The organism is Tepidisphaeraceae bacterium (assembly GCA_035998445.1).
GTDB lineage: Bacteria > Planctomycetota > Phycisphaerae > Tepidisphaerales > Tepidisphaeraceae > DASYHQ01.
Genome location: DASYHQ010000018.1, coordinates 280,030 through 303,404, shown reverse-complemented (window position 1 = coordinate 303,404; position 23,375 = coordinate 280,030). Strand labels below are relative to the sequence as shown.

The 23,375-nt window shown below is 64.2% G+C and carries 17 protein-coding genes; 8 read left to right on the top strand and 9 right to left on the bottom strand.

Going from position 1 to position 23,375, the window contains the following annotated elements; translation table 11 throughout:
• The first annotated feature begins 127 nt into the window (after positions 1-127).
• The 4 genes from treZ to VGN72_07930 are packed head-to-tail and all read left to right on the top strand — an operon-like array spanning position 128 to position 7,439.
• Positions 128-2,128, top strand: coding sequence for a malto-oligosyltrehalose trehalohydrolase (treZ, locus tag VGN72_07945; GenBank protein ID HEV7299281.1), 2,001 nt, complete (start codon positions 128-130; stop codon positions 2,126-2,128).
• The gene (gene treY / locus VGN72_07940) at positions 2,128-5,166 is read left to right on the top strand and encodes a malto-oligosyltrehalose synthase (protein HEV7299280.1); all 3,039 of its coding nucleotides are present in this window, start codon (positions 2,128-2,130) and stop codon (positions 5,164-5,166) included. Before treZ ends, treY begins: the two co-directional genes overlap by 1 nt.
• A 59-nt stretch (positions 5,167-5,225) precedes the next feature.
• Positions 5,226-6,995 carry a PP2C family protein-serine/threonine phosphatase gene (locus tag VGN72_07935; protein ID HEV7299279.1) on the top strand — a complete coding sequence of 590 codons (1,770 nt, stop codon included), beginning with the start codon at positions 5,226-5,228 and terminating at the stop codon, positions 6,993-6,995.
• 27 nt (positions 6,996-7,022) lie between these two features.
• On the top strand, positions 7,023-7,439 hold the full coding sequence (locus VGN72_07930; GenBank protein HEV7299278.1) for a hypothetical protein: 417 nt from the start codon (positions 7,023-7,025) through the stop codon (positions 7,437-7,439).
• A gap of 23 nt (positions 7,440-7,462) precedes the next feature.
• Here VGN72_07930 and VGN72_07925 read toward each other — a convergent pair whose 3' ends face one another.
• The 3 genes from VGN72_07925 to VGN72_07915 all read right to left on the bottom strand — a co-directional run bounded on the left by VGN72_07925 (position 7,463) and on the right by VGN72_07915 (position 11,051).
• On the bottom strand, positions 7,463-8,728 hold the full coding sequence (locus VGN72_07925) for an NAD(P)/FAD-dependent oxidoreductase (GenBank protein HEV7299277.1): 1,266 nt from the start codon (positions 8,726-8,728) through the stop codon (positions 7,463-7,465).
• A 145-nt stretch (positions 8,729-8,873) separates the two neighbouring features.
• Positions 8,874-9,908 (bottom strand): hypothetical protein, encoded by a 1,035-nt coding sequence (locus tag VGN72_07920; GenBank protein ID HEV7299276.1) that lies wholly within the window; start codon positions 9,906-9,908, stop codon positions 8,874-8,876.
• Between the two features lie 186 nt (positions 9,909-10,094).
• Positions 10,095-11,051, bottom strand: coding sequence for a sugar phosphate nucleotidyltransferase (locus VGN72_07915; protein HEV7299275.1), 957 nt, complete (start codon positions 11,049-11,051; stop codon positions 10,095-10,097).
• A 119-nt stretch (positions 11,052-11,170) separates the two neighbouring features.
• On the opposite strand from VGN72_07915, the gene VGN72_07910 reads away from it, so the two are divergent.
• Entirely contained in the window at positions 11,171-12,331 is a 1,161-nt protein-coding gene (locus tag VGN72_07910) for an ROK family transcriptional regulator (protein ID HEV7299274.1), read from the top strand.
• Positions 12,332-12,334: 3 nt separating this feature from the next.
• The gene (locus VGN72_07905; protein ID HEV7299273.1) at positions 12,335-12,772 is read left to right on the top strand and encodes a hypothetical protein; all 438 of its coding nucleotides are present in this window, start codon (positions 12,335-12,337) and stop codon (positions 12,770-12,772) included.
• Between the two features lie 232 nt (positions 12,773-13,004).
• Here the strand turns inward: VGN72_07905 and VGN72_07900 are convergent, their stop codons facing one another.
• Positions 13,005-16,712 (bottom strand): S8 family serine peptidase, encoded by a 3,708-nt coding sequence (locus VGN72_07900; protein HEV7299272.1) that lies wholly within the window; start codon positions 16,710-16,712, stop codon positions 13,005-13,007.
• Between the two features lie 502 nt (positions 16,713-17,214).
• Here VGN72_07900 and VGN72_07895 point away from each other — a divergent pair.
• Positions 17,215-18,465, top strand: a complete 1,251-nt coding sequence (locus VGN72_07895; GenBank protein HEV7299271.1) for an HD domain-containing phosphohydrolase — start codon at positions 17,215-17,217, stop codon at positions 18,463-18,465.
• 26 nt (positions 18,466-18,491) lie between these two features.
• Here VGN72_07895 and VGN72_07890 read toward each other — a convergent pair whose 3' ends face one another.
• The 5 genes from VGN72_07890 to VGN72_07870 form a co-directional block, all read right to left on the bottom strand.
• On the bottom strand, positions 18,492-19,184 hold the full coding sequence (locus VGN72_07890) for an SOS response-associated peptidase (protein ID HEV7299270.1): 693 nt from the start codon (positions 19,182-19,184) through the stop codon (positions 18,492-18,494).
• 66 nt (positions 19,185-19,250) lie between these two features.
• Positions 19,251-20,306 carry a hypothetical protein gene (locus tag VGN72_07885; protein HEV7299269.1) on the bottom strand — a complete coding sequence of 352 codons (1,056 nt, stop codon included), beginning with the start codon at positions 20,304-20,306 and terminating at the stop codon, positions 19,251-19,253.
• A 715-nt stretch (positions 20,307-21,021) separates the two neighbouring features.
• On the bottom strand, positions 21,022-21,876 hold the full coding sequence (locus VGN72_07880; protein ID HEV7299268.1) for a hypothetical protein: 855 nt from the start codon (positions 21,874-21,876) through the stop codon (positions 21,022-21,024).
• Between the two features lie 223 nt (positions 21,877-22,099).
• Positions 22,100-22,408 carry a hypothetical protein gene (locus VGN72_07875; protein ID HEV7299267.1) on the bottom strand — a complete coding sequence of 103 codons (309 nt, stop codon included), beginning with the start codon at positions 22,406-22,408 and terminating at the stop codon, positions 22,100-22,102.
• Between the two features lie 127 nt (positions 22,409-22,535).
• The gene (locus VGN72_07870) at positions 22,536-22,736 is read right to left on the bottom strand and encodes a hypothetical protein (protein HEV7299266.1); all 201 of its coding nucleotides are present in this window, start codon (positions 22,734-22,736) and stop codon (positions 22,536-22,538) included.
• Between the two features lie 126 nt (positions 22,737-22,862).
• On the opposite strand from VGN72_07870, the gene VGN72_07865 reads away from it, so the two are divergent.
• Positions 22,863-23,270, top strand: coding sequence for a helix-turn-helix transcriptional regulator (locus VGN72_07865; protein HEV7299265.1), 408 nt, complete (start codon positions 22,863-22,865; stop codon positions 23,268-23,270).
• Positions 23,271-23,375: the final 105 nt, after the last annotated feature.

Below are 23,375 nucleotides of genomic sequence, written 5' to 3'. Positions count from 1 at the left end.
GATTGAACGTGCGTGCCCACGGCGGCGTCAGGTTTTTTGCACGTAGGAGCCCGCTGCGGCCCATGCTATACGTCCCGCGAGCGACAGCGCGACCGCTGCCGACGATCTTCCTGTGGAGCGATCCAACATGCCCGTTGATTCGAGCGTCGAGAAAACGAGTGCGACCGTAAGTTCGGCGCGACGGTTGCCGGTGGGCGCGGAGGTCATTTCCGACCAAGGCGTCCACTTCCGCGTCTGGGCGCCGAAGCGCCGCGAGGTGGCGGTCGTGATCGAGGGCGACCCGCAACCCGTCAAGCTGACGCGCGACGATCAAGGCTACTTCGCGGGCCTCGCGCCCAATGCCAAGGCCGGCTCGCTCTACCGCTACCGCTTGGACGACGTCAACTACCTTTACCCCGATCCCGTCTCGCGCTTTCAGCCGCAGGGCCCGCACGGCCCGTCGCAGGTGGTCGACCCAAATGCCTTTAAATGGACCGACGGTGACTGGCGCGGCGTAACCGCGCACGGGCAGGTGCTGTACGAGATGCACATCGGCACCTTCACGCCCGAAGGCACTTGGGAGGCCGCCACGCGCGAGCTGGCGGGCCTGAAGGACCTCGGCGTGACGTGCCTGGAAGTGATGCCCGTGGCCGAATTCGCGGGTCGGTTTGGCTGGGGATACGACGGCGTCGATCAGTTCGCGCCGTTCCACCACTACGGATCACCCGATGCGTTCCGCGCGTTCGTCAACAGGGCGCACAACCTGGGCATCGGCGTCATCCTCGATTTGGTCTACAACCACCTCGGCCCCGATGGCAACTACGTGAAGGAGTATTCAGACGATTACTTCAACGCCGAGCACGCCACCGATTGGGGCGAGGCCCTGAACTTCGACGGCCACAACAGTGCGCCCGTGCGCGAGTTCTTCGTCTCCAACGCGCTCTACTGGGTCACCGAGTTCCACATGGATGGCTTTCGGTACGACGCGACCCAGGCGATCGTCGACACGTCGCCGAAGCACTTGCTGGCCGAGATTACCGAGAAGGTGCGCGCCGCTACGGGCAAGCGCAGCATCTACCTGATCAACGAAAACGAACCGCAGAACACGCAACTCGTTCGACCGATCGCTGGCGGTGGCTACGGGATGGACGCGCTCTGGAACGACGACTTTCACCACAGCGCGATGGTCGCGCTCTCGGGGCGCAGCGAATCGTATTACACCGACCACCCCGGCACGGCGCAGGAATTCATCTCGTCGGCCAAATGGGGCTATCTGTACCAAGGGCAGCGCTACAAGAACCAGAAGAAGCGCCGCGGATCGCCCGCGCTCGATCTGCCTCCGACGGCATTCGTCCACTTCCTTCAGAACCACGACCAAGTGGCCAACAGCGGGCGCGGTTATCGCGCTCACCAGATCGCGTCGCCCGGGCAATGGAAGGCGATGACTGCATTGATGCTGCTGATGCCGCAGACGCCGATGTTGTTCCAGGGCCAGGAGTTTGCCGCCTCCAGCACGTTCCACTACTTCGCCGACCACAACCCCGACCTTGCCAAGCTGGTGGCCGCGGGAAGGGCCAAGGAACTGGCGCAGTTCCCCAGCGTCGCTACCGACGCGATGCAACCCTACCTGCTCGACCCGGCCGACGAGCAGACGTTCCTGAAGTCGAAACTGGACCCGGCCGACCGGCCGAAGCCGTTCCACCAGCAGATGTTCCAGTTCCATAAAGACCTGCTGGCGTTGCGGCGATCCGAAGCCGCTTTTCGCCGTGTGCAGCGACGCGGGGACATCGACGGTGCCGTGCTGGGCCACGATGCGTTCGTGCTGCGGTTCTTCGGCGAAGGGCACGACGACCGCCTGCTGATCGTCAACCTTGGAAACGATCTAACCCTCGACATTGCACCCGAGCCGCTGCTGGCGCCACCCGCTGGCCAGCGATGGTCGCTGGTGTGGTCGAGCGAACATCCGCAGTACGGCGGATCGGGCACGCCCGCGCCCGACACGGAGCAGGAGGGATGGTTTATCCTGGGCCGCTGTACGGTCGTGCTGCGACCGCTGCCGGAAGATCAGGCCACGGTATCGACGCGCATCAAGCATGCGGGTTCGGCGCAGGCGCCCAAGCGGAAGTCCGAGAGCGGCGAGGGCAAGTAATGGCCATCTCAACCGACGATCTGTCCCGCATCCTCCGCAAAACGCTGGATCGCGCCGCGCTGCGCCGACTGCCGGAATCCACGTATCGCGTGCAGTTCCACAAGGGATTCACCTTCAACGACGCCACCGCGATCGTGCCGTATCTGGCTAATCTAGGCATCACGCATCTGTACGCCTCGCCGTACCTGGAAGCGGTGCCCGGCAGCACGCACGGGTACGACGTGATCGACCACAACACGCTTAACCCCGAGTTGGGCACGCCCGCCGATTACGAGGCGCTGCTGGCGGCGTTGAAGCAGCATGGCATGTCGCACATCCTCGACACCGTGCCGAACCACATGGGCGTGGCGACGAACGCGAATCAACTCTGGCAGGACGTGCTGGAGAATGGTCCCGCGTCGCGCTACGGCCGATTCTTCGACATCACGTGGGAAGGTTCACCGCGGGCCAGCTTGCATGGCCGGGTGCTGATCCCCACGCTCGGGTCGCATTACGGCGACGTGCTGGAGAAGGGTGAACTGAAGCTCGCGTACGACGGCGGGGCGTTTGCGGTGAAGTATTACGAGCGAACGTTCCCGATCTCGCCGCGCGCGTACCCGAAGGTGCTATCGCACGGATTGGACGCCGCTGGACTGGACGCGTCCGTAAGTGCGCAGTTGCGCGAGATCATCACCGCCTGCGAAGCGCTGCCAGATCGCTGCGATGGCCCGGCGGTGACTGACGAGCGCCACGCAGCGAAGGAACAGATCAAGCAGAGGCTCGCGAAGCTGACCACGGCCAACGACGCCGCTCGACAGTTCATCGACCGGGCCGTGGCAGCGTTTAACGGCACGCCCGGTGACGCGGCCAGCTTCGATCGTTTAGACGCTCTACTGCAACACCAGTGCTTCCGGCTGGCGTACTGGAAGTCCGCACCCGACGAGATCAACTACCGCCGGTTCTTCGACGTGAACGACTTGGCCGCCCTGGCGATGGAGCGGCCGGAGGTGTTCGAGGCGGCGCATGGATTTACGCTCGATTTGCTGGCGCAGGGCAAAGTTGCCGGGCTTCGCGTTGATCACCCCGACGGCCTATACGATCCAGCGGCTTACTTCCGTAGGCTGCAGGCGCACTATCTGCTCGCGGTGGCGCAACAGGTCGTGCAGGACGATGCGGAGTTGAAGGACGTCGATTGGACTGCGGTTCGGCCACCACTGCTCGAACGGCTGGAACGCGATCTTCCGTCTGCTGGTGACGGCCCGAATCGCTGGCCGCTGTACGTGCTGGGCGAGAAGATCCTGGCGATGGATGAGCCGCTGCCGACGCAGTGGGCGCTGCACGGCACCAGCGGGTACGACTTCCTGAACATGGCCAACGGCCTCTTCGTCGACGCCACCAATGCCGAAGCCTTCACGAAGCTCTACGACGAATGGACCGGCGGGCACACGTCGTTCGAGCAGCTCGTGTACGAGAAGAAGAAGCTGATCCTCACGATCTCGCTCGCCAGCGAGCTGCGCATGCTCGCGATCCTGCTCGACAACGTCGCCCAACGCGATCGCCGCTACAGCGACTTCACGTTGACCGGTCTCACGAATGCACTGCGGGAAATGATTGCCTGCTTCCCGGTCTATCGGTCGTACATCACGGATGACGGCACCTCCGACGTCGACGTTAAACGAATCGAAGCCGCGACCGACGCCGCCATCGAGCGGAATCCGAAGACGGGGCCCGCGGTCTTCCACTTCATTCGCGACACGCTGTTGATGCGGGGTGGCAAGCGATTCTCGGAAGACGATCGCGCGGCGCAGCGGCGGTTCATCGGCAAGTTCCAACAGCTAACCTCGCCCACGACCGCCAAGGGCATCGAGGATACGTCGTTCTACATCTACAACCGCCTGCTTTCGCTGAACGAGGTGGGTGGCGAGCCGTCGCACTTCGGCATCTCGCCGGACGACCTGCATCGTTACTTCGCCGAGCGGCAGCGCGATTGGCCGTACGCGATGTCGACGCTGTCGACGCACGACACGAAGCGCAGCGAAGACGTGCGCGCTCGCTTAAACGTACTATCGGAGATTCCCGATGAGTGGCAGCGGCACTTGCAACGGTGGGGCGAGCTGAACGCGCCGCATCGCCAGCAGGTGGCGGGACAGACGGTGCCGGATCGGAACGAGGAATACGCAATCTATCAGACGTTGGTCGGCGCGTGGCCAATTGATGCCGGTTCCGATGCCGCCGCTGCCGATTTCGAGAATCGCGTACGGGCGTTCATGGTGAAGGCCATGCGCGAGGCGAAGGTGCACACCAGTTGGACCGACAGCAACACCGCCTATGAAGCCGCCGTCGCGGCGTTCATCTCCAAGATCTTCGACCCATCCATCGCGACGGCGTTCCGCGATGACTTTCTCGCCTTCCAGCGCAAGGTCAACCGTTACGGCATGATCAACGGCCTGTCGCAATCGCTGATTAAGCTGACCTGTCCGGGTGTCCCGGATACGTACCAGGGCACCGAAGAGTGGGACCTGAGCCTGGTCGACCCGGACAACCGCCGGCCCGTTGATTACACCCGGCGAATGCAACACTTGAACGATACGCGGGCGGCTCTTGAGGCGACCCCGGAGAAGCACGCGGCGGCTGTGGGGCAGATGCTGAGCAACTTAGAGGATGGTCGGGCCAAGCAACTCATCCACTTCGCCGCCCTGGGTGCCCGTCGGGATTATCCGGGGGTATTTACGTCCGGTAGTTATCAGCCGCTGCAGGCGAACGGCGATCGATCACAACATCTGTTCGCGTATGCCCGCACGAGCGGCGACATGACGGCGATCGTCGCGGTGCCGCGATTGGTCGTGGGACTGTCAGATGATGGCGCGCCGCCAATGGGGGAACGCAGTTGGCGCAACACCCGCTTGCTGCTGCCAGCCGCGGCGCGCGGGAAGCGACTGCTGGACGTCTTCACCAATACGGTGCATCGCATCGACGACGACGGCGATCCTTCGATTACGTGTGCCGAGCTGTTCTCCGCGTTCCCGGTGGTGTTGCTGATCAGCCAGCCGTCGCAGTGATTAATTTCACCTTTAGCAATCGCGGCGTTAGCATGGGCATCCGACCAGCCGGATAACCCATGGATGAAGCCGCCAAGCGATATGCCCGCCGGATCTTGCTCGCCCATCTGTTGGCGTTTGCCGTCCTTATCGCGTTCGTCGTCTTCGCGGCCCGCGAGGTGTACGACCGCACGCGGAAGGAACTGATCGACCGCACCGCGGCCCGGCAGACGGTGCTGCTAAACCAGACCGCGCGCGGCATCGAAAGCTTCTACGACGGCATCGCGACCGACCTCAACCTGCTGCGCCAAGCCGAGGCCACGAGTCTGCCCGAAATGTCAGTCCAGGCGCCGTCGCCAACGCCACTTGCGGACCTGATGTGGCAGCAGTTGAAGGGTCGCGCGTCGCGTGTCTTCGTGTTCGACAAGACGGCTGGCCAGGCAACCGACATCGGCGCCACCGATGACGCCACCCCGACCGCGGCCATCGTCGCGCAGACGATGGCCTGGCTGACCGGCATCACCACCACCGCCGTCAGCAAGTATCAACAGGTTGACGGCCAAGGCATGAACCTCGTTTGCGTGCCCAGTGCCGACGACGCCCGCGTGTTCGTTGCCGCCGTGCCGGTGGCACACATCGACCAGCAGTTCATGCAGGAGGTGAACAAACAGTCGACGATGGGCCTGACGCTCGTCGACGATGCGCTTGCCACCATGGCCACCAGCAACACCGCCATGGTTGGCATGAACCTGCTGAACATCCCGGACGAAACCCTGCAGGCATCGGTAAAGCAGGTCATCTCGCGCGGCGAGTCGGCGACGCTGCTGTTTGAGCGCAGGATCGACTTCCAGGGCGTGCGCCTGCAGCCCGCGATCGTTAGTGCGGAACCGGTGAAGTTGCCGGGCAAGACGTGGTGGGTCTACATCGCGACGTCGATGGACGCGGTAGATACCGACCTCGTCAGCGTCTTCCGCCGGGCGATCATCTGGGCGGGCATCGCGATCGTCGGGCTGACGGCCGTGCTGCTGAGCACTGCCATCGTCATGATTCGCGAACGTGTGCGCACCGAACGAATGCAGCACGCGATGTTGCGGCGCGAACTGGATCAGGCCCGCGAGATCCAACTCGCATGGCTGCCGGACCGCGATACCACCGAAAAGCCAAAATCGATTGATGTGGCGGGGCTCAATATTCCCGCCAGTCACATCAGCGGTGATTTCTACAATTGGTTCGAACTGCCCGACGGGCGAACGGTGATCGCGATCGGCGACGTCACCGGTCACGGCATGGCGGCGGCGTTTTTGATGGCGACCACGCAGTTGCTCGTGCGCACCACGATGCCGCGCGTCGGTGAGCCCGGCAAGTGCCTGCAGGAGGTCAACCGGCAGCTCTGCGTGCAGGTCTTCAACGGCCAGTTCGTCACCATGACGCTGCTCGTGCTGGACCTGGAGCAGGGCGTGATCGACATCGCCACCGCTGGCCATCCACCACCATTGATTTGCGAAGGTGGCGCATACGACGAACTGCCGATCACACCGGAACTGGTGATGGGGATTGAGGCGGACATCGCCTATCCCACCGAGCGATTCGCATTGCCGCCCGAGGCCGGTCTATTGCTCTACACCGATGGGCTGCCCGACGCCCAAGCGCCCAGCGGCGATCGGCTGGGGGCCGACGGTTTGCGCAAGGCGCTGTTCGGCCATTATGGATCGTCGCAGGGCCTGCTGGACGCGACGATCCGACTCGTCAACGAGTTCCGCGGGCCGATGGCGCTGCACGACGACCTCACGTTGGTCGCGATTCAGCTGAGCCGTGCGCGAACGCGGGTTGCGCGGGCCGTGGAAGCCTGATCGCGGTCGTGGTATACCCGGCGAACTATGGCACTGGCGATCATCGTAACGCTCGAGAAGGACCTGCCCGAGGCAACCGCGGCCTACGCGAAGACGAAGACCGGCAAGGCGCTGGCGCGCGAGTCGGACCGCATCGACAGCGCCGCCCGGCGGCGCAGCGTGGCGCCGATCACCTCACTGTTGTCGGAAAGCACCGAGAAGCTCGCCGCCCAGATGACCGCCGACGGGTTCGACGTGTCGAAGATGCGCCTGCCCGCCGAACGATGGTACGACGCTGCCGAGGGGTTGAAGGCAGTGCGCACGCTCATCGAATACGTGACGGCCAACCTGAACGACTTCAAGCAACCCAACACCATTTTGCGCGACCTGAAGGCCGCCGAGACTTATCTGGCGGCCGCGGAGCAAGCCGGGGTGCGATTCCATTTGTCCAACGCGGTGTTGTAGCAGGCGGACCGCGCCCCAAGCGGTCAGCGCTTCGCCGCGGCGCGTCCTGCTAGATAGCCAGTTGCCCAAGCCCACTGGAAGTTGAACCCACCGATGCGCCCATCGCAGTCGAGCACCTCGCCAGCGAGGTACAAGCGAGGCACCTTGCGCGACTGCATCGTGCGAAAATCAATCTCACTCAGCGGCACGCCACCGGCGGTGACTTCTGCGTAGTTCCAGCCGCGCTGTTGAACGACGGGTAGAACGAGACCCGTGAGCGCGTGAACCAGCGCCCGCCGGGCATCGCGCGAAACGTGGCCAGCTGGGGTCGCGGGGTCGATCGAAACGTGCTGCAAAATGCTGGCGGCCACGCGCTCGGGCACGCGCTGGGTCAGGTGGTTCAACACCAACGCCTTAGGCCGATCGCCGGTGGATTCGACCAGCCACTTCTCCGTGCTATCGAACGTTTCGCCGGGCAGGAGGTTGCATCGCAGGACCGCCTCCTGTCCGCTCTCTTGCGCGATCGTCCAATGGCGGCTGGCGTCCATCACCACGGGGCCGCTGATGCCGAAGTGCGTCCAGAGCAAGCTGCCGCTGCGATGGTCGATGCGCTTGCCGCCGACGAACGTCGACAGCTCCACTTCCTGCGCGATGCCCGACAGCGCCGCGTGAAACATCTGCGGCGCCAGCACGAGCGGCACGAGGGCGGCGTAGGTGGGGGTGACGGTGTGGCCAAGTTGTCGCAGAATCTCCCATCCCGCGCCATCGCTGCCGCTGCGTGGCAGTGACCGGCCGCCGGTGCAGACGATCACGCGCCCAAAGCGGGCTACGCCATCGTCGTAAACGATCGTGAAGGGTTGATCATCCGCGGCCGGTGGGATGATCTGCCGCACACGGCTGTTGGTTTGCAGCGTTGCGTCCAGTTCGGCGCAGCGGCGCAACAGCGCACTTACGACCGCCTTGGCAGAGTTGGCGACCGGGAAGAGCTTGCCGGTCGGCTCCCGCACGAGCTCGACGCCGAGCGATCGGAACCATCGCACTGTGGCATCGGCATCGAACGCCGCCAGCACGTTGCGGACGATGTTCTGCGAGCCGTTGAAATCGGCCGGCTTCACCGCGTCGTGCGTCACGTTGCAGCGGCCACCGCCAGAAACGAGGATCTTGGCCCCCAAGACGCGTGCGCCGTCGAAGACGACGATCCTGCTGCCCGGCGCAGCCGTCTCACCCGCGAAGATCGCCGCGGTAAGGCCTGCGGCGCCACCACCGATAATCGCGATGTCTTGCTGGGGTGGTGTGGCGTTGTCGGTCACGGGACAATCTTAGCGCGTTGTGCGTTGTGGTCATAGGTGCCACATAACCACCTACGTTCCGGTGTTCTTCTCATCGGGTGAAGAAAGACCACCGGCAAGCCGGCGGCTATGTAAGGGCATCCGCGCGACTCATGCGGGGTCAGGATTAGACCGACAGCCCACGTACTTTGAAGAACGCGTTCACCAGAGGTTCAATGCGGCTCTGTAGCCCCTTGTTTGCGTAGGCCGCGAACGACAGGCCGGTCGTCACGTCGAGCGGGCCATCCAAGGGCCGGCCGAGCCCGTCGGTAACGATAACGCCGGCCTCTTCGGCCACAAGCAACGTAGCGCAGTCGTAGGGATGACAGCAGAGCCCTTCGGGTTGGCCTTGAAGTCTGTAGAAGAGCGGCCGCAGGTCGGCGATGAAGCGGTCGTGACCGATGATCAGCTCGTACAGTTGCCCGCCTGTGCTGATGTACTGATCATCGAAAACGGTTGCCTTGGTCACGTCGGCGGCGCCGATGAGATTGCGCACGAGGTGTTCCATCAGCTCGGCTGCCAATACCTTGGTGCCGGGGAAGAAGCTGGCGACGGACGCAAAGCCGTGATCGATCTTGTCGGCCCGCGATGGCGCGATCATTAGCGCCGACGCTTCGCCAGTGCGCAGGTCGACGCGCTGGCCGTGCGCGCCACGACCCTTGATCGCCCACAGCACGTCGGCGTGGCCCATCTTGCTGGTCGGCAGTTCGCTCATCACGGCCACTTCGATGTCGCGCAGCCGCGTCTGCGGGCCCTTGTTCGGCGCCACGCCTGCCAATGCCCAGGCGGGGCGTTTGTCGTACATAATGCCGCGCGTGCCGTCGATCGGGTCGACGATCACGCGGATCTTCGCGTCGGCCTCGGTCGCGCCGGCGGGGAAGATGCGCTGGTCCACCTCGTGCCCGTCCGGTCCTTCCAAACCCTCAGCCACCAGCACAAGTGGTGTCGTTTTTCCCCAGTCTTCGCAGAACGACTCGAGGATCGGGTCGACCGCGGTATCGATCGCGTAAATGGTGTCGGCCGACGACGACCGGCTAACTGCGTGCAGCGGTCCCGCGCCACCCCCGGCGGCCGGCGCATGCGAGCGACGGACCGTGTCGCGCACGGCTGCCTGAAAGGCCCTCAGTCGATCGACAACGTCATCAGGATTGGGAACGTTCATGGGGCGTGGAGTGTACTGAAGGGCAGGCGGTTAATCGACGGGCTCGCTCCGGCTCCTCTCCCGGTACTCCGGGAGAGGTTGGCTGAGGTGATTGCGAACTGCTGACAGCTCTCGTAAGCACGAGTCACCCTCACCCTCACCCTCTCCCGGAGTACCGGGAGAGGGGACCGGACGGCGCAAGTAGAGCTAATCCTTCACCTGCATTGCCAGGATGCGCGCGATGGCTTCGCAGATGTCCGTGCGGTGGACGCCGTTGAGGGCCAGCGCCAGTTGGGTTTCCATCAGGCCGTAGGGAATGCCGGTGTCGTAGCGTTGGCCCTTGGTAACGGCCACCCAATACTTGTCGGTCTGCTGGCGGAAATGTTCCTGAGCGGCCGTCAGTTGGATCTCGCCCTTCTCGCGCAGGTTGTTTTTGATGAGATATTCGATCGAGTCGAAAATGCCGGGGTTGAAGACCCACATGCCGAAGTGGGCGAGGTAATTGCCCGCCGGCAGGCCAGGCGTCACCATTTGCTCGCGCGCCATTTCGATCGGTGGCTTCTCGTAGATCAGGCCGGCCTTGTACAGGCCTTTGCTCGGGTCGATCGGGTTGCCCTGGATGACGCCAAACAGGTGCAGCAATTTCTCGACCGTCGGCTGCACACCGGTCACGGCGTCCAGCATGTATTGTTCGTACACGCGGATGAGCTGCTGCGCGCAACGCACGCGTTCCTCGCTGATGTAGACGTGGTCGCCCAGCAGCAGCAGGAACGGGTCGTCACCGACAAATTCCTTGGCTTGATAGACGGCGTGCCCGAAACCGTCGGGCGTGTGCTGCTCGGCGAATTTTAGGCGCTCGCCGAACGCGCCGAGCTTCTCGCTGGCCAGGATGGCCCAGTCCTTCCCGCGGAACGACCTCACGTCCTGGTCGCTCATTCGGCGGAAGTAATCGCGGTACTGCTGTTCCTCACCGGGCGCCGTGATGATGCAGATCTCCTCGATGCCGCTTTCGATCGCCTCTTCACCGATGATCTGGATGACCGGCTTGGTCAGACCGTCGCGATCGACGAGCGGGAACATTTCCTTCTGCACCGCGCTGCTGGCGGGATACTGGCGCGTGCCGCGACCGGCGGCGGTAATGACGGCTTTGCGAACCTTTGACACCGAGCCTCCTGAGATAGATACTTAGCAATGTTAATTAAGTGCGTGCTGGGTTGTCAACCTACCCTGCTAGCGTACGAGCGGACAGCGACGCGGGCCCGTCGCGCATCCTGCGGAACATCATGGCGACCCCGAACGACCTGCGTCAAATGAATCGGCGGCGAATCGTCCTGGCAACGCTGCGCGCCGGAGCCGCGTCGCGCTCCCAGTTGGCGCAGCAGACTGGCCTGAGCCAGCCCACCGCCGGCAAGATCGTCGACGAGCTGATCGCCGACCGGGTGCTCACCGATCATGGTGAACCGATCGCCGACCCCGCGCCACCCCCGCGCCTCGGCCGGCCCAGCCACATGTTGCGCCTGGACGGCGGGCGGCTACGCTTCCTGGCGATTCATCTCGGCGTCGTGCACACGCGCGTCGCGGCGCTTGCGGTTGCGCCACGGCTGAGCGACGTGTGGTCACAGATCACACCGACCGCTGGCAACTTCAAAGACTGGCTGGGAAACGTGCGCCGCATGGCTGCCGCAGCCTTGCCGCGCCGGCCCGAGGCGGTCTTAATCAGCGTTCCGGGTGTGGTCGACGAGTCGGCGGGTCGATCGCTGCTATCGTCGAACCTGCGCTGGATCGAAGGCGTCGACCTGCTGGCTGAAGTGGGACGTGCGCTGAACGCGCCGGTACACGTGGTGCAGGAGTGCGCGTGCCTGGCGATGGGGCAGCACATCATCGATCCGGCGTCGCCGAACTTCCTGCACGTCGACTTTGGTACTGGCGTCGGTGGCGCGGCGATGATCGGCGGTACCGTCTACCGTGGACCGCTACCGCTGGCCAGCGAACTGGGGCACACGCCGGTCGCGGGAAATGTGCGGAAATGCGGTTGCGGTGGCACCGGGTGCCTGGAGACGATGGTGTCGCGTGATGCGCTGGCGATGGTGGTCACCGGTGGCCGTGGCTACGGTAGCGGCGGGTGGCAGGCCACGGTCGATCGCGTAACTCGACACGGCGTCGGCAGCGCACTGGGCGAGTCCCTTGATGCCGCCGGCCTGGTGATCGCGGGGGCGATCAACATGATGGGCTTGAACCGCGTCGTGTTGACGGGCAGCGTCACCGAACTGCCCGGCACCGTCGAACGCATCGCATCGGCGGTGCGGGCAGGCGCAATGTGGGAGCGGTTCGGTGAGATCGACGTGCGGGCCGTTCCCCGCCATCGGCTCGCGGGGCTCGCGATGGTGGCGATCGATCGGTTGATCGCGCCGCCGGTCGACGATCGTGCGGACGCAGCGAGGTGAACGATGAGCTTGTTGATCGCGATGATGCTGGCGGTGCTGTTGATCGGTTGCCAATCAAATGCTGGCAATGCGGCGATGCCCGAATTGCAGGAGAACGTCGGCGACGGCCAAGTTCAGGTCCGCGGCCTGTCCGCAGGCACGAAGTCGACGACGCTGCGCGCCATCGCGCCGGCCTCGCCGACTGAGCCGGTGGATCGTCGCTTGCTAAGCATAACGCTGGTGATGACGCTCCCGACATCGTCAACCGACGCTTCGCGGACAGCTGTCGTGCCGCTTGGAGCGGGCATGGCCGGTCGCGTCTATCGGGCGGGCAACATCGAAATGCAATTCAAGGACGATAGGGGAACGATGCGCACGGTCCGTAGCACCGCGGCAATCGAACTGCGGAATGATGGGCCGAACGTTCTGGATGTCATCCGCTTTGAACCCGCTGATCGCTAGGTAGATGCTGGCCCCGCTGCACGTAGCATGGGCGTCTCGCCCATGGCCGAAATAGGGTCAGCAGTTTAATTTTGGGCCGCGGCTCGGTCGAAGCGGGTTGCCACAAATCTTCTTTCCATTTCAATCCATAGTCATGGGCGGGACGCCCATGCTACGGGCAGAACGAACAGGGCCGGACGAGCTATTGCTCGTCCGGCCCTGCCTGTTTTCACACTGAACGGCGCCTAGCGGCTTATTCGACCACGTCGATCACCAAGCCATTGCGGAAGCGGAAGTTGCCGCGAACGCCGGTGGTGATCACCTCGCCGAGCAGGTCGACCGTGCGTGCGGTGAAGGTGCGGAAGTCACCGGCGATCGAGATGTCGTCGATCGCCGAGACGCCGCGCGACCGCAGGCTGCCGCTGGAGCGGGTGGTGGTGCCGGTGAAGGAGAGGTCGAAGATGCCGTCGTTCACGTCGCGCGTGACCTGTCCGGTGCCGGGACCACGCAGGTAGAACGTCACCGGCACGTCGGCGCCGTCCGAGAGCGTCAGCCGTACATTGCGGCGGGCGCCGACGTTGCCGAACTGCCACTTCAATTCGCGCGGCGTGGCATCCACAGCGACGTTGTTCGCCTCGCTCTTCTCGACCACGGTGTTGGCCGGATCCACGTTGGCCAGCAGGTAGTACGTGCCCTCACCGGTGTTGGCCGGCACCGTCATGCGGATGCGCAGCAGTTTGGTGGCGTCGGGCCGCATCGCCAGTCGACGGGGTTTCATTGTGCCCACGAGAACGTCGTTGCCGTCCAGCGTTTGATCGGTCGACATGTAAACGTCGACGCCGACCGCGGCGCGGAACGTCAGGTCGCCGGCGTTGGAGACGCGCACGTCGACCACGCCACGGTCCAGCGGCACCAGCGTCGTGAACAGCCGCGGGGCCGCCACGACGGCGGTCAGGTCGGGTGCGGGTTCGGTGACGACGGCATCCGTCGACGCGAACAACACGTAGTTGCCACGGCTGCCCGGGCCGGCGCCGTTGCCGGTGATCGGGTCATAGCTGCGCGCCGACGCCCCAGCACCGCTGACGCCCACGTAGTAGGTTTGCCCGGCGGCCAGGGTAACCGTCAGCTCACTACCGTTGGTGGTGGCACTGGCGTTGTCGTTGAACGCAATCTCCTGGCCGGCCGAATTGAAGACGCGCAGTACCGTGTCGGCGCTGTGCTCGGCACTGGTGTCGGCGATGAACGTGTAATTGCCCGCAGCGCCGGCGACGATCTGGTACAGATCGACGTCGGCCTCACCGTTGGCCAGCGGACCATCGAAGCCGAGGTTGCGCGTCATCGGCGTGTTGAGCGGCAGCGCCTCGGGCGTGCCGCCGTTCACCGAGTCGTTGGTCTTCACGTCCGACGGGTCGCGCAACACGGCCGTCAACTCGTAGGTGCCGGTGTCGCCGCCGGTGCCACTGGCGGGCGCGAACCAGTTGAACGCGCCGTTGCCCTCACCCGTGGCGGAGATGCCGATCTCCTGCCCGGCCGTCACCATCATCACGACGCGCGCGCCGGTCGAGGCATCGCCACCCACGCGCACCACGTCGGTGCCGTCGTCGCTAAGCTGCCACAGCGCCACGGTGGGGTTCATGTTGTCACTGGTGGCCGTCACGTCGAGCAGGCCATCCGTGGGGGCGGTGTAGGTGAAGAAGTCGACGTCCTTATACCCGCCGTTCGTCGCCGCGCCCGCCAGCGGCGCGCCGAAGTCGGCGCCGATCTGACCGAGCACGACCCCGTTCTGCTGCGCCTCAAGGAGGTCGACGGCGCCGAACAGCGTGCCGTTGACGTCGCCGTTCTCGAAGCTCAGATACATGTCGTACAGGCCGGTCTCGTTGTCCTCGCTGGTGCGGTTGAACGGATCGGCGGGATCGAAGTTGCGGTTGCCGTACGTGGTGACGGCGACGAAGTACGTCTGGCCTTCCTCGAGCGACAATTGCAGGTAGCTATCGGTGTTGCCGGCGCCCTCGTCGTCGTTATCGGTGACCAGCTCCACGGTCCCATCGTCTAGCAGGCGGAAGACCTTTACGTAGCTGTCGACGCCATCGGTCGAGTGGGCAGTGGAGCCGATAGCGTCGATGTCGATCGTGAGCGTGCCGCTGTCGGGCGCGATCACGCGGAACATGTCGACGTCGGTCGCGCCGATATCGATGCGATCGCCGGCCGGGTCGACCGGGTTCGGATCGCTGTCGATGTTGCCGGTGAAGAAGCTGGCCGGCAGGTCGTTCACGGGGTAGATCGTGTCCGGATTGGTCAGGTCGACCTCGACGGCGCCTTGGAAGACACCGTTCGGGTCGTCGTTGATCAAGCCGACGGTGAAGGTGAACGCGCCGGTCGAGGCACCGTTGGTGGCGCCGGTGCCGGCGTTGATGTCGTAGGCGGTGTTCGTCTCGCTGCTGACACCGAAATAGTAGGTGCCGGCGGCTAGCTGTTGGGTGGTCACGCTGGTGGCGGTATTACCCGCAAAGGCCAGTTCCATACCGGCCGCGTCGAACAGGCGTGGGTAAAGGTCTAAGCCTGCTTCCAGGCCGCTGAACGCGAAGCTGGCGACGCCGGGCGATTCGAGGGTGATCTTGTACAGGTCGATGTCGTTGGGGCCCACGTTCACCTGACCGTCGGTGCCGACGTTGCCGGTGGCGGTGTAGGTCGAGGTGGCGTCCAGCGACGGCAGGGCGATCGCCGAGGCGGTCGTGTGGTTCGTGTCGTCCACGCGGGTGCCGGGGTCGGTCGGCGGTGGTTCCTGCGGCGGGTTGGTGCCGCCGTTGGTCACCAGGTCGCGCACGCGCTGCATCGCCTTATAGACGTTGATGCGCAGATACGTGTTGCCGGTCTCCGGGATGTCCTCGGCCGGGCCAGCCTGCACGGGCTGGCCGTTGGCGTCGCGCGTGAGCGGGATGCGCGACGTGCCGGGCGTCTGCTGGTCGACGACGGCATCGGCGGTCTGGCGGATGATCTGCAGCACGTCGGCGGGGGCCAGATAGCGCCCGCCGAACGACATGGCCGCGTCCTGCATCAGCGCGACGGCGCCGGCGACGAGCGGTGACGCCATGCTGGTGCCGCGGATCGTATTGTACATCAGCCCACCGTCGCCGTTCCACGTGCTGTAGATCGTGGTGCCCGGGGCGGCGACGCTGTTGGGCAGCGTGCTGCGCTGGCTGCTGGCCGACAGCTGGTCGGCGACGGGTTGATTGTCGATCACGCCCCATTTGCCGGACGAGTCGAGTCCGATGACGTTGCGGTCGTTGGCCGTGCCGGAATCTTCCCAGGTGTTGGCGACCTGAATGGTCGAGTAGACGCCCGGCGTGCTGGAGCCTGGCGCCACGAACCCACCGTAACCGTTGCCCATCGCCGACACGACGGTGATGCCGACGGCTTCCAGCTGATCGATCACGCGCGATTCGTCGCTGGCGGGCAGTTCGGAGTTGATGTTCTCGCTGTACACGCCCAGCGACATGTTGACGACCTTGATGTTGAACTGCTCGTGGTTGGCCAGCACCCACCGCAGGCCCTGCAGCACGGGGTCGAAGCGCGGGTAGGCCTCACCCTCGGCCGTCAGCCCGCGAATGCCGATCAGGCCGGCCGCCGGCGCGACGCCGATCTCAGGGTTGCTCGAGACCGCGGTGCCGGCGACGTGCGTGCCGTGGCCACCGGGGTCGCGAACACCGGCGTCGTCCACGTTCGTCAGGACCGGGCCGTTGCTGACCGCGTCGTAGTAGGCCTTGAAGTTGTTGCGCAAGTCGGGGTGGGCGGCGTACGTGCCGGTGTCGATCACCGCCACGCCGATGCCACTGCCATCGACGCCGGCGTAAACCGGGTCGTTGCGCATGGTTGACAGCTGCACCACGTCGAACGCGGCGCTGAACAGTTGGCGTTTCTCAAGCAACTCGACCACGGCGCGATCGGTGACGCGGCGCAGCAAGGCAGACCTCGGGCTCGGCATAAACAATAATCCTCAAATAGAAGGTGGAATCACAGACAACGTAGCGCAAAGCAGGCGGCGCGATGACCGATAATAAACCCGAGTTTCAGATCGGAAGTGGCATCGTCGCTTCGCCCTCGTGCAGGCCAAATCGTCGCGTGGGAGATTGTCGCTGTCAATATCTCGCGCTGCTTGGCACCGCGCGGGACCTCAGGGACAGCTGCCGCTGGGCGTAGTGGGGGGACGAGAACGGCGCGTTCAGCGGGCTCAACTAATTGCGTAGAGATGCTCGGTGTGCTTCGGTCGGCCCGATTGACGTCGCGATTACCCCAGTTTCGCTCGTAACTGCCGCGGAAGGTCGACATCAGCGCGATATCTCAGGATGGTGAGGGTTCACGTGTCGATGAAGACCGGACGGGATCGCCGCCGCGTGGATGTTATCGGGCATTCTGTTTGCCCGGATGATCGCTGGCGGGTCCTGCTGAACGTGGATCGTTGTCCCATGCCACTCCTGATGCATTGTTCCGATGTGCAGCCGCAGATGCGGTTGGCCGAGGCGTTTCGCTGGCAGGGTCGCACGATGTTGCCCGGGGGCAAGATGCTGACGCCCGACGACATCGACACGCTGCGCCGGCGCTACCCGGACGTCACGCTGAAGATCGGCGACCCGGTGCTCGACGCCATGGTGAACTTCGAGGACGACTCGCGCGACCGCGAGGTCGCCGCCACCGCCCAGGCCCAGGTGGCCAGCACGCTCGCCGACGTGCAGGATCGCTTCGCCAGCCGCACGTCGATCGCGTCGGTCAACTACAACGCGATCCGCGACGCAGCGGCATCGGTCATCGACTACCTAAAGGCCAACCCCGTGTCGGCGGCGCTGCTGCGACGCCAGAACACGCCCGACAACTACCTCAGCGATCACTCTGGCAGCGTCTTCTACCTGTCCATCGTGCTTGGCTCGGCGATTCGCGAGTACGTGACTGCCGAGCGCCGACGGCAGACCAGCGCTGGCAACCTGTCCAACAGCCTTGCGATGGACCTGACGCCGTTGGGCTTGGGCGCGATGCTGATGGACATCGCGATGTTCTCGCTGCCGCAGGTCTTCAAGCCCAACTACGTGCTGACCGACGACGACCGCCAGCTGATCCGCGAACACCCGGTCGCCGGCGCCGAGATGCTGCCCGATTCCCTGCCGGCCGGCGTGAAGATGATCGCGCGCTGTCATCACGAAAACTACGATGGCACGGGCTACCCCGATGCCATGCCCGGCCTGAACCTGCACGTGTTCGTGCGCATCGTGCGCATCTGCGACGCGTTCGTCGCCGTCACCAGCGACCGCGTGCATCGTCGGTCGAAGACGCCGGCGCGGGCGATGTGGGAGATGTTGCGCGGCCCGACGGCGCGGCACTACGATCCGGTGCTGATGAAGGTCTTCCACTCGCTCATCCAGCCGTTCCCGATCGGTGGCAAGATCCGCTTAAGCGATGGCCGCTACGGCGTGGTGGTGCGCTACAACCGCCGCGATTCGTTCCGACCGCAGATGGTGATCGCGTTCGACGCCAAGGGAGAACGCGTGCCCACCGAGTCGCTGACGGCGCCGTTCTACCCCGGTGAAGGCCCAGAAAGCAGCCTGAAGCTTGCGAGTTTCGCGGGCGAGGACCTGTCTTATCTGGACACAGCAACGCCCGCCGAGCCACTGGCCGAGACCGACTGGGACACGATCACCACGCCACTGGAAGCATGTTATCCTTGATCGACCGCCAACCCCGGGCCAGCAATTTAGGTTGCCTCCTGATCCGTCAGTGGCGCGATGCAGTCGCAGTCGTTGTTCCGCGGCGAGTTCACGCGCGTCGAAACGGGCGTCGCCACCAAGTCGTTGCCGCTGTAGGGCTTCAGCAGATCTGACACAGCGGTGCCGGGGGCGTCGCGATCCAGCCATCGCGCGTAATCGTGTCGATCCAGGATCACCGGCATGCGGTCGTGAATTGGCGACATGAGGGCGTTGGGTGACGTCGTGACGATCGTCATCGTATCGACGGGCTCGACGTCCGGGTCCGGGCGCCAGCGTTCCCACAGGCCGGCGAAGGCAAACGGCGCGTCATCCGTGCGATGCACGAACATCGGCTGCCTGCGGTCGCCTAGCTTCCGCCATTCGTAGAACCCGTCGACCGGCACCAGGCACCGCCGGCGCTCGAACGCCTGCCGGAACATGCCACTGGTCGCGATCGTCTCCGCCCGCGCGTTGATCGGCTGTTGCTTGGGCTTGTCCTTGGTCCACGAAGGAATGAGTCCCCACCGCACCAACCCCAGCACCCGTTCCCCTTTGCCGTTTACGCGCACGACCGCGACGTCCTGCGACGGCGCGATGTTGTACTGCGGCCGTTCGGTAAACTCCTCGAACGGCAACGTCGGCATCGCGTCGAACGCGGCCCGTACCAGATCGACCCGACGCAACGTGTAGCGGCCACACATCCCACCATTGTACACCTGAGAATCGCGATCGCGTCCTGCAAAGGGCCCGCAGCGTACTCGCGCCGTTCAATCATCGCCAAAATCGAAGATCGACGTGGCGGTCGGCTGTGCCCGTTCATCAGGTGATCGCTTAATTGGCCGGGGATTGGCCTTTACCGGCTCGGCAACCACTTCAGCTTCGACCCTCGGGGCTTCGGGTTCGGCGGTGGCCAATTCGGGCTCGGGCTGCAACTGGCGCGTAGGTGCACCGTCGACCGGAGCGGCGTCTGTTACCGGTTCGGGCATCGCCGGCTCCACCGTTGCAACTTTGGCAGCTGCGTCATCCGCCTGCAACCGCGCCAACGTCCGCGGAAGGATCGGCTCGTGCGACTCGGCCCACTGCCGGGCGGGGAGTCGCCGCCGAACCTGATCCAGTTTCCCCTTCGACTCGATCGCTTCCCGATCGTAATGCGCCGCCCGTTCGGTGGCGACGCGCAGCTCGTACTTGTCGCTTGCCGACTTCGTGAACGCGACTTGGCTTCTCAGCTTCTCGGCACGCTTCTTGGCTGCCTCAAACGCTGCGCGATTCTCTTCGAAATCGTTGGCCAAGTAGTCGATTTGGGGCTGTAAATCCCGCCGCAGCTTATCGTCAGCCTGCTTCTGTGCGGGGCTCAACCAGCCGCCTCCCCAACGGGTGAACCCGTCGCGCCGAGCCCCTTCGAGCTTGGCGTCGTGCCCGACGTACGTGCTGACCGCGTTGACGAACAGCGGCGCCTTGCGAGCAGGTTTGTTTTTACCCGCCGCGATGATGAGCGAACCGAACAGGTCTTGCAGCGGCTCGTCGGGTGGCAGCCCCGGTCGGCCGAGAAGGTTGGCGATGTTGATGACCGAACGCATCGCGTTCGTCCGTTGCTTCAGGTCGACCACCCCGAGGTTGTAGACCAGGTCCCGCGACGGCGTTCCCGCCGACGCAGCCACCGCCGCCTCCAAAACCGGGCGGGCCTTGTCGAACTTGCCGAGCATCAGGTACGCGAACCCGATGGACTCCAGCGTCGCGGGATCCTTCGATTTCAGCTTCACCATCTCAGCCAGTTGCTTTTCCAACTCCGAGGGTGGTGGAGCGGCAAGTAGCAGTTCATGCACCGTTCGAGGCGTCGGCGATGACACGGCAGGCAGCGCCGGCGGCGCCGCAAGAACGTAGGTACAGGCGCAGCAGACCGCTCCGCAGATGAATAGTTGTGCGCGTTTCACGGAACCCCTGTGAAGAAATGTAATCCAGCACCGCCACGCCGCGTTTCCGGATGTCGCCACGATAGAAGCTTCACCGGAGCCTGGAAGATTTCCAGTTTCGGAAAATGCCGTCAATCTGCTGGCGGCAGATGCTCAAGACGCGAACTGCGAGGGGATAACCAAAAAATGGGCGGTACAGGGCTCGAACCTGTGACCCCCAGCGTGTCATGACCAATGGGCCGGCGCTGGATTCAGTCGAAAACCCCTGATAATCCGCTCATTTGCGGCGGCGGGGCGTTGTTTGGTTATTCGCAGTCTATCGCGGTTCTGTGCAATTAAAAGCGGAATCCTTAGGCTGAAAACGGAATCTTCCGTTTTGAAAACGCCAGCCGAAACTTTCGCCTCGGCTGGCGGGCTGCGTCGCCCCTCGCGGGGTCAAGTTGTGTTGGTGGATACTTCCTGCTTCCAATCGCGCGGCACCGCCTGATCGACTGCGGCCCTCACGGCGGCGTTCCCCCAGAGGTGCCGGCGCGTGTCGATTAGGAATCGCTGAAACTCATTCTCGGTCATCCGCAGTTTGGCCACCTCGGCTACAACGCGGCGCAGAGCTACGCTTTGGCGGCTTGTCCTACGCGGCATCCTGCACCTTCTCTTCCGCTGGCTTCGATGCTGCGCCCCACGCATCTATCGCGGTGCTGAACGCGTTGCTAAGGTCGCACGCGCCATCACCCTGAGCGATATGATCCCACGCGGACTTAAGATCGTCCTTCACGCGTTCGTTGGTCGTCGACTCCGCGAGTAGTTCAATCTCGCGGCAGAACGCCCGGAACTTGCATAGCAGGCGGAACGGCTCGCGCGCATCAGGTGGAAGGAACGACAAGTCGGCGGCGTCAACGTCTGCGGCGATCGCGGCGGATGGTCCCGGCTCTGGCAGCACCGTCTCGATGGGCGTTGCGGTCATAGTCAGCCGAACGGCCATCTTGAATCGCTCGGCGTGCGCGGCGTGGTCCCGCATCTCAAATTCGCATTCCCCGTCGCCCCCGCAAATGTCGATTGCCGCTTCCTGTGCAGCGTCTTGGATCGAACCGAACTTGTGATAGAGCGACACCGGCGACCCGCTGGCCGACTTCCCGTCCTTTGCAATGACGTGGCATTCGTACTCGCCGGGGTGCATCGCAACCTCGTCAATGCCAATGCGGTGCTGCTCGGGGAGCGCGTCGATGATCATGCGGCGTTCCTCTCGCGATAAGCGATCCTGCCAAGCGTCCATCCAAAAGCGGGCAAGGTTCCAGAATCGACCATCCCTTTTGACCGAGGCGGCGGCTTGCTCGATAGATAGAAACTTCGTGCCGTCCGCCTCGCGGACGTAACCGGTAGAATCCCACGGCCTGCGCGGTATCAACTCGCCGTCTATCAGTTCGAAGATCATCTGCGGTGCAGGCGGTGGGCCTGCGGGCCTACGGTTGGTGGCGCGTTTAGCCATTGGCCACCCCCGATCGGCTCAATCCGTCCCACCGATCGCCCGGCTCGTCGTCGGGCGCTACCGCTACATTCCATCGTTCGGGTAACATCAGCACTCCTTTGGGCGGGGCCGGCGCGAGCCCTTGAGAAGTGAGCGCCGGTCCCTGCCCGTTGATGTGAACCGCAGCGGCAACCTGCCGCCCGCGAATCGCCCGGCAAACCCTTCGGCTCGCGGGGCGGGCAAGTCAGACCGTCCGGCGGCGCTTCGTCAGTCCGCGGTAGTCCTTCCCTCCATCTAGGCTGTCGTTCAGCCAGCCGTAGTATTCGATCCGATCGGCCTTGCTGAACCGGCTGTCGTAGTGCCCGGCCGCAACGGCCCGCTCGCGCTCCTGGGGCGTCGACAGGACGAAGCAAACCATCAGGCGTTGCAGCACGAGGCTTCGGCGCAGCTTGTGGGTCTTGGTCACGAGCGCCCGTTCAAACGCTCGCGCGACGGCGGCGTTTACCGTCATGGGCATCGACACAGCTTTGCGGTTCTTTCGCTTGGTGTTCATGTGGTCCTCGGGGGTTGGTGGTGGAAAACGGTTACGGCGGGCCTGAACTTCGTGAGAAAATCGAAAATCCCTTGGTTTTTCAGGGGCAACCGGCGGCCCGAAAACGGGACTAGTCTGGTTTCTCAGGCTACGCGCGCAACGACCGTTCGCCACGCTTGCCCGCCACGCTCATGGCCGCGCTCAGCTTGCGGTTGCGACGCTTCACGAACGCCCGAAAGCCCAGCAGATAGATCTGGCTGATGTGCAGGTCCATCTCGTCCGCAAGCTGCGTGGCCGCGGCGTGGTCAGTCTGGCGTGGGTAGATGCTGAAGGGCTTCTTCTTTCGCATGTCTGATGCTCCTATCGGTAGTTGATGTCACAATACTACAGTGACATTTACCGAATGCAAGTGACATTGGAAGAATGTAGGTGAATGTCACCGCATTGGCGGGGCGGGTGAGGTAGATTCTCCCCTGTGATAGCAGCGAAAAAGCAAATCCACTTCGGCCACTACATCTTCGCGGCCCGGCGAACGCGGGGCTGGTCGCGGAAGGAACTGGCGGAACGTGCCCGCGTTTCCGATCGGTTCATCATCCGCATTGAACGGTTGCCCACTGCCGACACGGTTCAGACCGGTTCTTATTCGAGGCTCGCCAAGGCGCTCGATATGACGCCCGATGAATTGGACGCAGCGTGGTCGAGCACGCCCGTAGCGGTGCCCGTCTTCCGAAAGCCAAGGGTTACGAGCGTCTACCAACTCTGCCAGCGGTGGGGCGTAGAGCGTGCTGAAGCCGTTGAGGCGGTCGCGGCGTGGTTGCTGGCCCAGCCGGACGACGTGCAGCGGGCCGCATTGGGTGTGAAGGGCAAACCGGCCTCGGTGTAGGCGGTGGGGCGAATCGTTCGCCGTTTTGCGTCCTGTGGCCCTAGCGGCGGGCTGTGGACATCGCGAAGAATGGAAGCAGCCAAAGTGTCAACAAGGGTAATGGCC